This window comes from Streptomyces sp. CBMA291 (assembly GCF_014596525.1).
Classification (GTDB): domain Bacteria; phylum Actinomycetota; class Actinomycetes; order Streptomycetales; family Streptomycetaceae; genus Streptomyces.
Genome location: NZ_MSJP01000081.1, coordinates 29,770 through 43,755 on the forward strand (window position 1 = coordinate 29,770; position 13,986 = coordinate 43,755).

The window sequence follows — 13,986 nt, forward strand, 5'->3', positions numbered from 1 at the left end:
GGATACGAGCAGATGGCCTCTACGCCTCTACGCACCTACATCTGTATGCCTGTATGCCTGTATGCCCGTACGGCTGTGGGTCAGGGCGTGACACGGATGTTCGTCAGGCCGTTCCCGCCGGTCACCGTGTTCGAGGCGTACACCGTGGTGGAGCACGAAGCGCTCCGGTTCGTGACGTTGACGGCGAGCCGCTGCGCGCCCGTCGCGCCCCGCAGATCCGAGCGGTTGTCCCGGAAGACGGTCCCGCAGCCCCAACCGCTCAGCTGGGTGTGGGTCTCGTAGCCGTTGTTCGTCGTGTTCACCCCGGTGTTGTCCTGGACGAGCACGTCGTTGCCCTTTACATCGACCCAGGAATCGTCGTAGTTGGCGCCGGTGAGACCGCGTCCGTCGAAGGTGTTGCCGACGATCCACGCCCCGGTGGTCCCCTCCTTGATGTCGACGCTCTCGCCGCCGACGTCCGGCCCGATGACGTTGTCCAGGATCCGGGCGTTGTCGCTGCGGTCGGCGAGGGTGTTGGCCGTGCCGACGTACACGCCCTCGCCCATGCCCCGTCCGTCGTTCCCCGTGTCGTAGATCCGCGAGTTCCGGAGGATCCCGTTCCTGCTGGAGTTGCGGAAGTGGACGCCCTCCATGTCCAGACCGTGCACGGTCACTCCGTCGATCACCACGCTCTCCGCCGTGTCGGTCACGATCCCCTTCTGGCCGCCGGTGACCGTGACACCCTGGACGGTCCAGTACGAGGCTCCGTTCAGATGCAGTCCGTAACCGCCACCGGCGGTCAGTACCGCGCGGGAGGAGCCGGTCAGGGTGATCCGGGACGAGGCGGTGCCCGGGACCGTGGCCTTGAAATTGCCCGTGTACGTGCCGTCCGCGAGATGGATGGTGTCCCCGGGGCGCGCGGCGGCGAGCGCGGACTTCAGCTGCGCGGCGGTCGCCACCTCGACAGGTGTGGCGGACGCGGGCGCGGCGGTGACCAGGGGCACGGCGAGGAGGGCCGGAAGCAGGGGGAGGAGCAGCCTTCGGGTGCGCATGAGGGGGTGCCTTTCGTGCGGGGCGGGAGGTGTTCCGGTAGGTGCACGAGGGACGGGGTTGCCGGGCGCGAAGCCGTCCCGAGACGGTAGGGAGCGGTATCCAGGGTGTCAAGGACCGGACCGGCGGCCGGAGTTCGAACGGTTCCTCCCATCGAGGCAAGCATCGAACATTCGCGCGCTTCTTCCTGTCGGGGTTCGCACGGCTCCTCCGGAAGATCGCGCGACGCGGGAATGGTCGCGCCCTACGAAGCGTTCCCACAGAGACACGAGGAGGAGCGGTAGTCGTGCTTGATCCCCAGGATTTGTACGCATGGGACGCGAAGGGCCTGGCGGTCGTCGACCTGGCCTTGGCGCAGGAGTCGGCCGGGCTGGTCATGCTGTACCACTTCGACGGTTACATCGACGCGGGCGAGACCGGTGAGCAGATCGTCGAGCAGCTGCTCGACACCCTGCCCCACCAGCTGGTGGCCCGCTTCGACCACGATCGGCTCGTGGACTACCGGGCCCGCCGCCCCCTGCTCACCTTCCGGCGTGACCGCTGGAGCGCGTACGAGACGCCGTCCATCGAGGTCCGTCTCGTCCAGGACGCCACCGGCGCCCCCTTCCTCGTCCTGTCCGGCCCCGAGCCGGACGTGGAGTGGGAGCGGTTCGCCGCCGCCGTCGGGCAGATCGTCGAGCGGCTCGGCGTGCGCCTCGCGGTGAACTTCCACGGCATCCCCATGGGCGTGCCGCACACCCGGCCCGTCGGGCTGACCCCGCACGGCAGCCGCACCGACCTCGTGCCCGGCCACCGCAGCCCCTTCGACGAGGCACAGGTACCCGGCAGCGCCGAGGCTCTCGTCGAGTACCGGCTGACCGAGGCCGGTCACGACACGCTGGGCGTCGCCGCGCACGTGCCGCACTACGTGGCCCGCTCGCCGTACCCGGACGCGGCCCTGACCGCTCTCGAAGCCGTCACCGCCGCCACCGGACTGGTCCTGCCGGGCGTCGCCCACTCGCTGCGGACCGAGGCCCGTCGTACCCAGACCGAGATCGACCGCCAGATCGGCGAGGGCGACGAGGAGCTGGTCGCGCTCGTGCAGGGTCTTGAGCACCAGTACGACGCGATGGCCGGCGCCGAGACCCGGGGCAATCTGGTCGCCGAGCCGGTGGACCTGCCGTCGGCGGACGAGCTGGGCCGCGAGTTCGAACGGTTCCTCGCCGAGCGGGAGGGCGACGCCTGAGCGGCCGAGGGCAGGCCCTAAGCTGCCGCTCATGCTGAAGGTGGGCCTGACCGGCGGGATCGGCGCCGGCAAGAGCGAAGTGTCACGGCTGCTCGTCTCGTACGGAGCCGTACTGATCGACGCGGACCGGATCGCCCGCGAGGTCGTCGAGCCCGGGACCCCGGGGCTCGCCGCCGTCGTCGAGGCCTTCGGGGAGGACGTACTCACCGAGGAGGGCACGCTCGACCGGCCAAGACTCGGCTCCCTCGTGTTCTCCGACGCCGAGCGGCTGGCCACGCTGAACGCCATCGTCCACCCCCTGGTCGGGGCCCGGTCGGCCGAACTCGAAGCCCACGCGCGGGCCGGGGACGTCGTCGTCCACGACGTGCCGCTGCTCGTCGAGAACGGCCTGGCCCCGCTCTACGACCTGGTCGTGGTCGTGGACGCGACCCCGGAGACCCAGCTGGATCGGCTCGTAAGGCTGCGGGGCATGGCCGAGTCCGAGGCCCGCGCCAGGATGGCGGCCCAGGCCACGCGCGCGCGGCGGCTGGCGGCGGCGGACGTGGTGATCGACAACGACGGTCCGCTCGACGCGCTCGCCCCGCAGGTCCGAAAGGTCTGGGAGGAGCTGGCCCGCCGGGCTCGGGAAGGCGCGTAGGGACCTCACGGCGGTGCCGGACGCGGAGAGGAACCGCCGCAGTGCGGCCCCGGGCGCGGAATGCGCGGGCCGGGTCCGGTGTTCAATCACCGAATCGAGGGGAAGGATGCCATGGTGGCCGACAGAAACCCGGAAACCCACGTCATCGACTTCCGCGCGGCGGAGCACCTGCTGGCCGCACGGGACCCCCGGGGTGCCGTGAAGCTGCTGGACTCGGTGATCGCCGCCCATCCCGAGAACACGGCCGCACGGCTCCTGCGTGCCCGCGCGTTCTTCGCCGCCGCCCAGCTGCGCCCCGCGCAACTGGAGTTCGAGCTGGTCCTGGAGCGCGAGCCGGACAACGCGTTCGCGCACTTCGCCCTCGCCCGCACCTTCGAGCGCTCCGGTCTGACCGAACGGGCCACCCGCCACTTCCGCCTCGCGGCGGCGCTCGACCCGAAGCCGGAGTACCTCCAGGCGGCTGGTTTCGACACGGAACGGTAGCCGCGGGAGCGGGGACCGAGCGGGGGACCACCGGAGCGTACGGGGCGCGACGGGCCGTCCGAGGCGTACGGGGGAGGGGCGCCGCGGACGAGAAGGGCGCCGCCTACCGGAGAGGACGCCGCGCACCGGAGAGGGCGCCACATACGTGGAGTGCGCCGCCTGGGAAAGGGGCGTCGCCGCTCAGCGATCCGAGCGGCCGTGATCTGGCTCGTACGGAGGAACGTTCCGGCCCGGCTGCCAGTGCGCTCCCTGATGGATGTGGTGCAGCACCATCGTCAGATCGACCAGGATCACCAGGAACAGCACTCCGCAGGCCGCGGCCCAGCCGGGGCTGCCGAGCAGTGCGAACACCCAGGTGCCGAAGACCGCCCAGAGCAGCCCCCAGACGCTCAGCCAGAACCGCAGACGCAGGGCGCTGCGCGCGTTCGCCGGTTCGTTTCCGGTCCGCATGGCGGCCACCGTCTCCCGTCGGTTCCCCCGGGGCACCTTCCAGGATGGACCTGGGGCGAGGGGAAGGGAAACCGGCGGCCGGGACCGGGTCCGGGCGGCGCGGGGACCCGGCGGCAGGGGCGTGCGGACCGGCCCGGGGCTCGGTGGCCAGGTCGGCTCAGTGGATGATCCGGTAGCTGCGCCACGGCAGCGCGCCCGGCGCGATCTGGTCGGAGCTGTTGGTCGGGATGTAGATGGACTGCTCGCCCCGGCAGTCCCGCGTCGGGTAGATCACGATGTCGACCAGGGTGTTGTTCTCGATCCGCCACACCCCGCTCGGCGCCAGCCGATGACAGCCCCTCACCAAAGGGCTCGTGACCTGCAACTTCACATCCCGGGGCGTCTCGTACTGGAGCGTGCCCACGGCGGTGCGGCCCAGGCCCGAACAACCTGCGACGGCGAAGGTGAGCAGCACGGCCCCGGTGGCGGTCGTGAGACGCCGGCGAACGGACATGGCGGAACCTCTTCTGTCGTGATCGTTGCGCTCTCCGTCACCCTCACCCCTCCCGACCCCCCTGTCACCCGGGGTGGGCCGCACGGGCGAACGGGTCCCGGGGCCGTTGTCAGACCCCACCCGTAAGGTCGTAGGTCCAGTCGGAAATCCGCCCGGAGGATTTCCGCAGGCCCGTCGTACCTGACCGGAGGAAGGAGCGGAGCCATGACGGACACCTGGATCGGCCCCGCCGCCGTCTTCCTGCCCGCCGCCCTGCCCCGCGAGGGCCGCGTCGCCTTCTGGACCCCCGAAGGCGGCCCCCTGCCCGACCCTGCGGACAGCGGCGCGGAGCGCGTCGAGCTGACCGTCGCCCGACGACACGGCAGCGGGGCCCGGAGCCGTACGGTGCCCGCGCTCACCCTCTCCGTCGAGGCCGCACTGCCCCACCTGGTGGCGGCCCGCCACCATCCGGCCGCCCACCCCGCCGCCGCGGGCTGGGGAGCCGCCGCGCTGCACGCCCTGCACCTGACCGCCCGGGGCCGACTGCTGCCCGGACTGACCGCCGAGGACCTGGACGCCTGGCGGGCCGGGCCCCTGGACGCCGACGACATCGCCCATCTGAGGGCCGTCGCCGCCGCCCTGCCGTACGAGGGACACGCCGTGCCCCTCCCCGGGAAGGGACCGCTGCGGCTGCCCGACCCGGAGGCCCTGGTGCGGGCCTTCCTCGACGCGGTCGCCGACACCCTGCCCCGCACCCCGGCCGCCGCCCACGCCGTCGGGGCGCCGTTCGCCGCCCGCGCGCCCCAGCACCTGCCCCGCGCACGGGCCTGGGCCGCCGAAGCCGCTGCCGGGATGGACGCGGGCGTCCGCGTCTCGCTCCGACTCGACCTGTCGGCTTCCGAACTCTTCGACGCCGACGCGCACGTGTCCGCCGCGGGCGACGGCGGCGAACCGGGCGTGCCCCCCGGCGAGCGGCACGCGGCGGCCGCGCTCCTCCAGATCCACAGCCTCGCCGACCCGACCCTCGTCATCGATGCCGAGACCCTGTGGGCCGGCGGCGGCGAGCACTTCGGCCCCCGCGCCCGCATCGACGCCGTCCTCGCCCTGCGCCGGGCCGCCCGGGTCTGGCCCCCGCTCGCCAGACTCCTCGAAAAGGACGTGCCCGACGTCCTGGCCGTCACCGAGGACGAGCTGTACGAACTGCTCGGGCCCGCCGCCGCCCGCCTCGCCGACGCCGGGGTCGCCGTCCACTGGCCCCGGGAGCTGGCCCGCTCGCTCAGCGCCTCCGCCGTCGTCCGCCCCGCCCGCACGGCACCCGGCTCGGCGACCGACGGCACCTCCTTCCTCGACAGCGAGGAACTGCTCAGGTTCGACTGGCAGCTCGCCCTCGACGGCGATCCGCTCACCGAGCGTGAGATGGACCTGCTCGCCGAGGCACACCGGCCCGTCGTACGCCTCCGCGACCAGTGGGTCGTCGTCGACCCCGATCTCGTCCGCAAGGCGCGCAAGCGGGAACTGGGCCTGCTCGAACCGGTCGACGCCCTCGCCGCCGCCCTTACCGGAAGCGCCGAAGTGGACGGCGAGACCGTGCCCGCCGTGCCCGTCGGCGCCCTCGCACGGCTCAGGGACCGGCTCCTCGCGGGACCCGAGGAGGTGCAGGCCCCGCCCGGCCTCACCGCCACCCTCCGCGACTACCAGCTGCGCGGCCTCGCCTGGCTCGATCTGATGACCTCACTCGGCCTCGGCGGCTGCCTCGCCGACGACATGGGACTCGGCAAGACCGTCACCCTCATCGCCCTCCATCTGCGCCGTGACCGCCGCGCCCCCACTCTCGTCGTCTGCCCGGCCTCCCTGCTGGGCAACTGGCAGCGGGAGGTGGGCAGGTTCGCCCCCGGCGTGCCCGTACGCCGCTTCCACGGCGCCGATCGCGACCTCGGGGACATGGACGGCGGCATCGTCCTCACCACCTACGGCACCCTGCGCACCAGCGCGGCCGAACTCGCCGCGCGGGAATGGGGGATGGTCGTCGCCGACGAGGCACAGCATGTCAAGAACCCGTTCTCCGCGACCGCGCGAGCCCTGCGCGAGATCCCCGCACCCGCCAGGATCGCCCTCACCGGCACCCCCGTCGAGAACAACCTCTCCGAACTCTGGGCGCTCCTCGACTGGACCACTCCCGGTCTCCTCGGCCCGCTCAAGGCCTTCCGCTCACGGCACGCCCGCGCCGTGGAGAACCACGAGGAGATCGAGCACGCCGAGGCCGTCGAGCGGCTCGCCCGCCTCGTCCGGCCCTTCCTGCTGCGCCGCCGCAAGTCCGACCCCGGCATCGTCCCCGAACTGCCGCCCAAGACGGAGTCCGACCACCCCGTCTCCCTCACCCGCGAGCAGGCCTCCCTCTACGAGGCGGTCGTCCGGGAGACCATGGGGCGGATCGAGGAAGCCGAGGGCATGGCCCGGCGCGGCCTCGTCATGAAGCTGCTGACCTCCCTCAAGCAGATCTGCAACCACCCGGCGCAGTACCTCAGGGAGGAGGCCCCGCGCGGCACCGGAACCGCCCGCCTCGCGGGCCGCTCGGGCAAGCTCGCCCTGCTCGACGAACTCCTCGACACGATCCTCGCGGAGGACGGCTCGGTACTCGTCTTCACCCAGTACGTGTCGATGGCACGGCTGCTCGCCGACCACCTGGCCGCGCGTGGCATCACCGCCCAACTCCTGCACGGCGGCACCCCGGTGCCCGAGCGGGAGAGGATGGTCGACCGCTTCCAGGACGGCGAGGTGCCCGTCTTCCTGCTCTCCCTGAAGGCGGCCGGCACCGGCCTCAACCTCACCAGGGCGGGGCATGTCGTCCACTACGACCGCTGGTGGAACCCCGCCGTGGAGGAACAGGCCACGGACCGCGCCTACCGCATCGGCCAGACCCAGCCGGTGCAGGTGCACCGGCTCGTCGCCGAGGGCACCGTCGAGGACCGGATCGCCGACATGCTCCGCTCCAAGCGGGCACTCGCCGACGCCGTCCTCGGCTCGGGCGAGGCGGCCCTCACCGAACTGACCGACCGGGAGCTGGCCGACCTGGTGTCCCTGAGGAGGTCCTCGTGAACAGCGCGCGCGGAGCCCTGCCCCGCCACGACGACCGCCGCCGCTCCTTCCCGCAGGTCGCCCCCCGCGAAGCCCCCGACGGCCGGTTCGCCGCCACCTGGTGGGGCAACGCGTGGGTGGACGCCCTGGAGGACACCGCCCTCGACCCCGCCCGCCTCGCCCGGGGCAGGGCGTACGCGGGCCGGGGCCATGTCGACGCGATCACCGTCACCCCCGGCCGGGTCGTCGCCTACGTCCACGGCAGCAGGCCCCGCCCGTACCGCACCGAGATCAGGATGCGGACCCTCGGCGACGACGGCTGGGAGCGGTTCCTCGACGAGGCCACCGCCCGCCCCGACCACATCGCCGCCCTGCTCGACAAGGACGTGCCGCACGCCCTGGAAGCGGTCACCGGACTGCTGCCCGCCCCCGGCGACCTCGTCCCCGACTGCTCCTGCCCGGACGACGGCTTCCCCTGCAAGCACGCCGCCGCCCTCTGCTACCAGGCAGCCCGGCTCCTCGACGCGGACCCCTTCGTCCTCTTCCTGATGCGGGGCAGGGGCGAGCAGGAAATCCTCGCCGAACTGACCCGGCGCAACGCGGCCAGATCCGCCGCCGAGACCACCACCGCGCCCCCGATGCCCACCGTCCTCGCCCGCACCGTGCTCGCCGCCACCGGGCCCGCGCTGCCGTTGCCCCCTCCGCTGCCGCTCCCCGACCGGCCAGGCCGCCCCGCCGTGTTCCCGCCCGACCCCGCCGCCCCCGACCCGCTCGCCCTGGACCTCCTCGCCTCCGAGGCGGCTGCCCGCGCCCACGCGTTCCTGGCCACCGGACAGGACCCGGTCGCCGCCCTCACCCCCTGGCAGGACGCCGTCCGGCTGGCCGCCGCGCACCCCGGCTCCGGGCTCACCGCCTCCACCCGCGCGCTCTACCGGGAGTTGGCACACGCGCTCGACCGCACCCCGACGGACCTCGCCCGAGCCGTCGCCGCCTGGCGGCAGGGCGGCGCCGAGGGCCTCGCCGTCCTGGAGGAGCCCTGGGACCCTCCGGCGGGCCCGTTCGACCGGGCCAGACCAGCGCTGCTCGCCGCCGACTTCCCGGCCTTCCGCCCTTGGCGCAACCGGCTCTCCACCCGCTCCCTCCAGCTCAGGCTGGGCCGGGACGGACTCTGGTACGGCTACGAGTCGGACGCCGACCGGGAGGACTGGTGGCCCCGCGGCGCCCCCGATCCCGATCCGGTCGGAGCCCTCACCGACCTGCTGGGACACTGACGGGCCACTCGAACGGCCTCCCACTCGATGGAGTGAAACCCTCGAAGGGACGGATCCGGCACATGCGTTTGCCGCGTTGATTCCGGTACGGGCGCTTGCCCGTGCACAACTCCGGAAGGCAGGAAGCCATGAGGCAGATTCGCCGAGGTGGTCTGGCCACACTGTTGGTCACGGGTGGGGCGCTCGCGCTCTCGGCGGGCGTCGCGCACGCCGACTCCGGCGCGCAAGGCGCGGCGGTCGGTTCGCCGGGCGTCGGATCCGGCAACGCGGTTCAGCTGCCGGTCCATGTGCCGGTCAACGTCTGCGGGAACACGGTCGATGTCGTCGGGCTGCTGAACCCGGCCTTCGGCAACACCTGCGCCAACGTCTCCGCACCGCACGAGTCCGAGGGCGGCTACGGCTCGGAAGGCGTCGGCCGGGCCCACAAGGACGAGCCGGCCACCCCGCGCGACGGCGGAAAGCCGGGCGGCCGTCACGGCGGCCACGAGCACGGCGGTCACACGGGTGGTGGCTCCTCCAACGGCGGTGGCGCCACGGCCGAGAGCATCGCCGCCGGTTCCCCCGGCGTCCTCTCGGGGAACGGGCTCCAGCTGCCCGTCGACCTCCCCGCGAACATCAGCGGGAACTCGGTCAACGCGGTCGGCATCGGCAACCCGACCTTCGGCAACACCTCGGTCAACGTCTCGGGCGAGCCCACGCTGCCGACCGAGCCGCCGGGCGAGACCCCGGTCGAGCCGCCGCACAAGCAGCCGCCCGCCCCGCACGTCCCGGCTCCGGCCGCGGAGACCGAGCCGGCCGCTCCGGTGCCCGCGCCGCAGGGCGACTCCGGCACCGCGGTGCTCGCCAGCACCGGCTCGGGCTCCCTCGGGTACGCCGTGCCCGGAAGCGCCGCGCTGCTGCTGGGCGGAGCCCTGCTCTACCGTCGCGCGCGCCGCGCCGGAACCGGGGCCTGAGGCCCCGGGCCACGCGCCCCGGGCGGGGACACGGCTGACGCCCGAGCCGTCAGCCGGGTCCCCGCCCGGGGGCGCCCACCCCGCCGTGACGCCAGGTGCCGAGCACCGCGTCGATGGTGGAGGCGACCCTCGTCCGGGCCTGATGCCGGGGCACTCCTCGCATCAGCAGGGTGTCGTACGGGGTGTCCACATGACGTACGGAGGCGCGCACCGCGGCCGTGACCGCGCCCCGGTCGAGCGATCGGCCCGCGGCGGTGCGGCCCACCCGCCCACTGCCCTTCGTCGAGGCGTGCACCGCGATCTCCGTGGCCCGGTCCGCCGGGCAGGACGGGAAGAGCCGCAGGATCTCCGCCCGGAGGGTCTCGGTGACCTCGGCGTCGAGCGCGGCACGGCGCACCGCGTCCCTGGCCCGGCGCCGGGCACGTGCCTCCGCGTCCGCGAGGCAGGAGCGCTCCGCCTCGGCGAGCGCCGCCTCCTCGACGAGCAGGCCCTGCCGTTCGTACCGGGTGCGGCGCCGGTTGTGCCGTACGACCACCGCCCACAGTTCGCTGCCCTCCCGCGCGCGGCGGGTGAGGGCGGTGTCGCCCCGCCGCAGGAAGACCAGATGCCCGAGGTCGGCGCAGTCGAGACAGACCGGCGCGTTGAACTCGACGATCATCCGCTCCAGCGGTCCCTGCCCGCACTCCGAGCAGCGGCGGCGCTTGAGCGGTTCGACGACGACCGGAGCGACGAGATCCACGGGCACCTCCCTTGTCAGCGCGCGCCGGGAGCGGCGGTGGGGACGAACGGGGCCGGTACCCGCTGCGCCAGGGCGGAGCGACGGGAGTCCACGACCGCGCCCGCGAAGGGGTTGTAGCCCGAGATCCGCTCCTGGGGGAGCTGTTCGGCGCGGGCGAGGGCCGCCGTGCGTTCGGCGGCCCGGCCCTGGAACCAAGGGGTGAAGGCGACACCCCACAGGGCTCCCGCCCTCGCGATCGACGCCACACCCATGACCGGCCGCCCTCCCGTTCCCCTGCGGACCGCAGACCCGTACACGCGTACACCCGTGGATCCGTAGACCCGCGGACCCTCAGATCATGACAGCAGCGAGGGCTGGACGTCACTGCCGGTAGCTGCTGAGGAAGCGTCCGATCCGGCTGATCGCGGCGTCGAGGTCGTCGGCGTACGGCAGGGTCAGGATGCGGAAGTGGTCCGGGCGCGGCCAGTTGAAGCCGGTGCCCTGGACGACCTGGATCTTCTCGCGCAGCAGCAGGTCGAGGACGAACTTCTCGTCGTCGTGGATCCTGTGCACGGCGGGGTCGAGGCGCGGGAACGCGTAGAGCGCGCCCTTCGGCTTCACGCAGGAGACGCCGGGGATCTCGTTGAGCTTCTCCCAGGCCCGTTCCCGCTGTTCGTACAGCCGTCCGCCGGGAGCGGTCAGCTCCTGGATGGACTGACGGCCGCCGAGGGCTGCCTGGATGGCGTACTGGGCGGGGGCGTTGGGGCAGAGCCGCATGGAGGCGAGCATGGTGAGCCCCTCCAGATAGCTCCGGGCGTGCTGCCTGGGCCCGGTGACGACCAGCCAACCCGAGCGGAAACCCGCCACCCGGTAGGTCTTCGAGAGGCCGCCGAAGGTGAGGACGACCAGGTCGGGGGCGAGGGAGGCGGCCGGGTAGTGCACGGCCTCGTCGTAGACGATCTGATCGTAGATCTCGTCGGCGAAGACCATCAGACCGTGGCGGCGGGCGAGATCGAGGATGCCTTCGACGATCTCCTTCGGATAGACCGCGCCGGTGGGGTTGTTGGGGTTGATGATGACGACGGCACGCGTCCGGTCGGTGATCTTCGACGCCATGTCGTCGAGGTCCGGGTACCAGTCGGCCGACTCGTCGCACAGGTAGTGCACGGCCTTGCCGCCCGCGAGGGTGGTGACCGCCGTCCACAGCGGGAAGTCGGGGGCCGGGATCAGGACCTCGTCGCCGTCTTCGAGGAGTGCCTGGACGGCCATGGAGACCAGCTCCGACACGCCGTTGCCGAGGAACACGTCGTCGACGTCGACCTCCGGCAGGCCCATGGCCTGGTAGCGCTGGGCCACGGCGCGGCGGGCGGAGAGGATGCCCCGCGAGTCCGTGTAGCCATGGGCCTTGGGGAGCATCCGGATCATGTCCTGGACGATCTCCTCGGGTGCCTCGAAGCCGAAGAGCGCGGGATTGCCCGTGTTGAGGCGCAGGACGCTGTGGCCCGCCTCCTCAAGGGCGTTGGCGTGCTCGATGACCGGGCCGCGGATCTCGTAACAGACCTCGCTCAGCTTGCTCGACTGCCGGAACTCCATGTCCGACCTCCCCTGGTCCCCGGAATCGGTGTTGCTCGGTGTCGATCGGCGTTGATCGGCGTTTCTTGGTGTTGCTTGGTTTTACCAAGTTCGAGCTTGGAAAGTCCAACAACATGTCTAGACTGCGTCGCATGCCACGTCAGCCACGCCGCCGCAGTTACGACCAGCACTGCGCCGCAGCGCACGCCCTCGACCTCGTCGGCGACCGCTGGACCCTGCTCGTCGTCCGTGAACTCCTCGCCGGTCCGCGCCGCTACACCGACCTCCACGCCGACCTCCCGGGCGTCAGCACGGACATGCTGGCCGGCCGGCTCAAGGACATGGAGGGCGCCGACCTCGTCACCCGCCGTCGACTGCCCCCGCCCACCCCGGCGTTCGTGTACGAACTCACCGCGCGCGGCCGTGAACTGCTGCCGGTGCTGCGCGCCCTCGCCGCCTGGGGGGCGCCGGACCTGGACGAACCCCGGCCCACCGACGCGGTCCGCGCGCACTGGTACGCGATCCCGCTCCTCGGCGCGCTCTCCGGGCTCGGCGCGGGGGTGGTCCAGGTGACCCTGGACGAGGGCGAGTTCCACGTACGCGTCGGAGCTGACGGCGGCGTGGCGTACGGCGACGGCGCGGCGCCCTCGCCCGACGCGCGGCTGCGGACGGACACGGTGACCTGCCGGGCCCTCGCGTCCGGTGAACTCACCCTCGCCGAGGCGATCGCGTCGGGACGGGCGGTGCTGGACGGGGTGCTGGGGACTGCGGGGGTGTAGTGGCCGGTGAGCCTCGCGGCAGGAGGGCGCCGGAACGCGGTCGGGCCGCCTGGTCGGGGCGACCGGAACGCGGCCGGGTCGCCTGGTCGGGGCGGCCGGATGCGCGGTCTGTTCGGTTCCCGCAGGTCAGGCCGGGTCCGGGTGGGTGGAAAGGGCGCGGGACAGGCGGTCGCGGGCCTCGGTCTGCGCGGCGATCCGGGCGTCCAGGACGGCGAGCCGTTCGCGGGCGATCTCCAGGCCCCGCGCGGACGGCGGTGCCGAGGAGACGTCCCCGTCGAGACACTCCCGGAATGCCGACACGTCCTCCAGGGTGAGGCCCGCGTCGAGCAGGTACCGGATGTTCGCCACGCGCGCCACCGCGCCTTCCCCGTACACCCGGTACCCGTTGGCCGTGCGGGACGAGGCGATCAGGCCGCTCGACTCGTAGTGGCGCAGCGCGCGCGGCGACGCCCCCGTCCGCCGGGACAGTTCACCGATACGCAAGAGCCCACCTCCCAACCCAGTCCTATCAGGTGACCAACGCACCCCCGTCCACGGGCAGGACCGTGCCGGTCAGGAAACCGGCCTCCGGAGCGGCGAGCCCGGTGATGGCCCAGGCCACCTCCTCGGGCCGTCCGATCCGGCCCAGCGGGGTGTGCGCGAGCTGCCACGCGCGGACCTCCGCCCGCTGCTCGGGGGAGAGGCCCATGTGCTCCCCGATCGGGGTGTCGATCGCCCCGGGCGCGACCGCCACCACCCGGACCCCTTCGGGTGCCAGCTCCCGCGCCCAACTGCGGGTCAGGGTCTCCAGGGCGCTCTTGGTCGCCGGATAGAGGGAGTTGGACGGCCAGCCGCGCTGTCCGATCGTCGTCGACACGTTCACCACCGTGCCCCGGGACTCGCGGAGCGCGGGCACGGCGGCCTGGGTGAGCAGGAGCGGGGCGACGATATTGGTCTCCAGAAGCGGGCCGATCACCGACCGGTCGAGGGTGCCGAGCGGGCCGCCGGTCGCGATTCCGGCGTTGTTGACGAGTACGTCGAGACGCCCGTGTCCGCGCACGGCGGCCCGGACGATCTCCTCCGCCGCGCCTTCCGTCGTGATGTCGGCGACCAGCGGGTGGATGCCGGGGGCGCCCTCGGCGGTCTCCCGCAGCGGCGCTTCCCTCCGGCCGACGGCGACCACGGCCGCCCCCTGCCGGGCGAAGGCGCGGGCGGTCGCCCGGCCGATGCCGGTGCCCGCCCCGGTGACGACCACGACCCTGGAGGCCGAGGCGGTGTTTCCGTTCTTGGTGTCCATGGAACCGATGGTCGAACTGTGACGCCGGTGACAAGGTCAAGCCGGG

General features: G+C 73.1%; 15 protein-coding genes. 7 read left to right on the plus strand and 8 right to left on the minus strand.

Annotation, left to right across the window (positions count from 1 at the left end; genetic code table 11):
- Nucleotides 1-80: 80 nt before the first annotated feature.
- Nucleotides 81-1,031 carry a right-handed parallel beta-helix repeat-containing protein gene (locus BU197_RS19505; RefSeq protein WP_188269562.1) on the minus strand — a complete coding sequence of 317 codons (951 nt, stop codon included), beginning with the start codon at nucleotides 1,029-1,031 and terminating at the stop codon, nucleotides 81-83.
- A gap of 284 nt (nucleotides 1,032-1,315) precedes the next feature.
- On the opposite strand from BU197_RS19505, the gene BU197_RS19510 reads away from it, so the two are divergent.
- From BU197_RS19510 to BU197_RS19520, 3 genes are all read left to right on the plus strand, one after another.
- Complete coding sequence (locus BU197_RS19510) at nucleotides 1,316-2,254, plus strand: proteasome assembly chaperone family protein (protein WP_188269563.1); 939 nt, start codon at nucleotides 1,316-1,318, stop codon at nucleotides 2,252-2,254.
- Between the two features lie 31 nt (nucleotides 2,255-2,285).
- Entirely contained in the window at nucleotides 2,286-2,891 is a 606-nt protein-coding gene (coaE, locus tag BU197_RS19515; RefSeq protein WP_188269564.1) for a dephospho-CoA kinase, read from the plus strand.
- A gap of 114 nt (nucleotides 2,892-3,005) precedes the next feature.
- Nucleotides 3,006-3,374: a tetratricopeptide repeat protein gene (locus tag BU197_RS19520; protein ID WP_188269588.1), complete on the plus strand. Its 369-nt coding sequence runs from the start codon at nucleotides 3,006-3,008 to the stop codon at nucleotides 3,372-3,374.
- A gap of 180 nt (nucleotides 3,375-3,554) precedes the next feature.
- Here BU197_RS19520 and BU197_RS19525 read toward each other — a convergent pair whose 3' ends face one another.
- Complete coding sequence (locus BU197_RS19525; RefSeq protein WP_188269565.1) at nucleotides 3,555-3,824, minus strand: DUF6343 family protein; 270 nt, start codon at nucleotides 3,822-3,824, stop codon at nucleotides 3,555-3,557.
- A gap of 157 nt (nucleotides 3,825-3,981) precedes the next feature.
- The gene (locus BU197_RS19530; RefSeq protein WP_188269566.1) at nucleotides 3,982-4,317 is read right to left on the minus strand and encodes a hypothetical protein; all 336 of its coding nucleotides are present in this window, start codon (nucleotides 4,315-4,317) and stop codon (nucleotides 3,982-3,984) included.
- A gap of 204 nt (nucleotides 4,318-4,521) precedes the next feature.
- Between BU197_RS19530 and BU197_RS19535 the strand changes: the two genes are divergently transcribed.
- From BU197_RS19535 to BU197_RS19545, 3 genes are all read left to right on the plus strand, one after another.
- Complete coding sequence (locus BU197_RS19535) at nucleotides 4,522-7,392, plus strand: DEAD/DEAH box helicase (protein ID WP_188269567.1); 2,871 nt, start codon at nucleotides 4,522-4,524, stop codon at nucleotides 7,390-7,392.
- Entirely contained in the window at nucleotides 7,389-8,642 is a 1,254-nt protein-coding gene (locus BU197_RS19540) for an SWIM zinc finger family protein (protein WP_188269568.1), read from the plus strand. The genes BU197_RS19535 and BU197_RS19540 overlap by 4 nt, the downstream gene beginning before the upstream one ends.
- A gap of 128 nt (nucleotides 8,643-8,770) precedes the next feature.
- On the plus strand, nucleotides 8,771-9,595 hold the full coding sequence (locus BU197_RS19545) for a chaplin (RefSeq protein ID WP_188269569.1): 825 nt from the start codon (nucleotides 8,771-8,773) through the stop codon (nucleotides 9,593-9,595).
- A 49-nt stretch (nucleotides 9,596-9,644) separates the two neighbouring features.
- Here BU197_RS19545 and BU197_RS19550 read toward each other — a convergent pair whose 3' ends face one another.
- From BU197_RS19550 to BU197_RS19560, 3 genes are all read right to left on the minus strand, one after another.
- Complete coding sequence (locus BU197_RS19550) at nucleotides 9,645-10,334, minus strand: DUF2293 domain-containing protein (RefSeq protein ID WP_188269570.1); 690 nt, start codon at nucleotides 10,332-10,334, stop codon at nucleotides 9,645-9,647.
- 14 nt (nucleotides 10,335-10,348) lie between these two features.
- On the minus strand, nucleotides 10,349-10,585 hold the full coding sequence (locus BU197_RS19555; protein WP_188269571.1) for a hypothetical protein: 237 nt from the start codon (nucleotides 10,583-10,585) through the stop codon (nucleotides 10,349-10,351).
- 109 nt (nucleotides 10,586-10,694) lie between these two features.
- Nucleotides 10,695-11,906 (minus strand): pyridoxal phosphate-dependent aminotransferase, encoded by a 1,212-nt coding sequence (locus BU197_RS19560; RefSeq protein WP_188269572.1) that lies wholly within the window; start codon nucleotides 11,904-11,906, stop codon nucleotides 10,695-10,697.
- A gap of 131 nt (nucleotides 11,907-12,037) precedes the next feature.
- Here BU197_RS19560 and BU197_RS19565 point away from each other — a divergent pair, with 131 nt between their 5' ends.
- Nucleotides 12,038-12,664: a winged helix-turn-helix transcriptional regulator gene (locus BU197_RS19565; RefSeq protein WP_188269573.1), complete on the plus strand. Its 627-nt coding sequence runs from the start codon at nucleotides 12,038-12,040 to the stop codon at nucleotides 12,662-12,664.
- Nucleotides 12,665-12,790: 126 nt separating this feature from the next.
- Here the strand turns inward: BU197_RS19565 and BU197_RS19570 are convergent, their stop codons facing one another.
- Nucleotides 12,791-13,147, minus strand: coding sequence for a MerR family transcriptional regulator (locus BU197_RS19570; protein WP_188269574.1), 357 nt, complete (start codon nucleotides 13,145-13,147; stop codon nucleotides 12,791-12,793).
- A 25-nt stretch (nucleotides 13,148-13,172) separates the two neighbouring features.
- Nucleotides 13,173-13,940 (minus strand): SDR family NAD(P)-dependent oxidoreductase, encoded by a 768-nt coding sequence (locus BU197_RS19575; protein ID WP_188269575.1) that lies wholly within the window; start codon nucleotides 13,938-13,940, stop codon nucleotides 13,173-13,175.
- Nucleotides 13,941-13,986 lie beyond the last annotated feature (46 nt).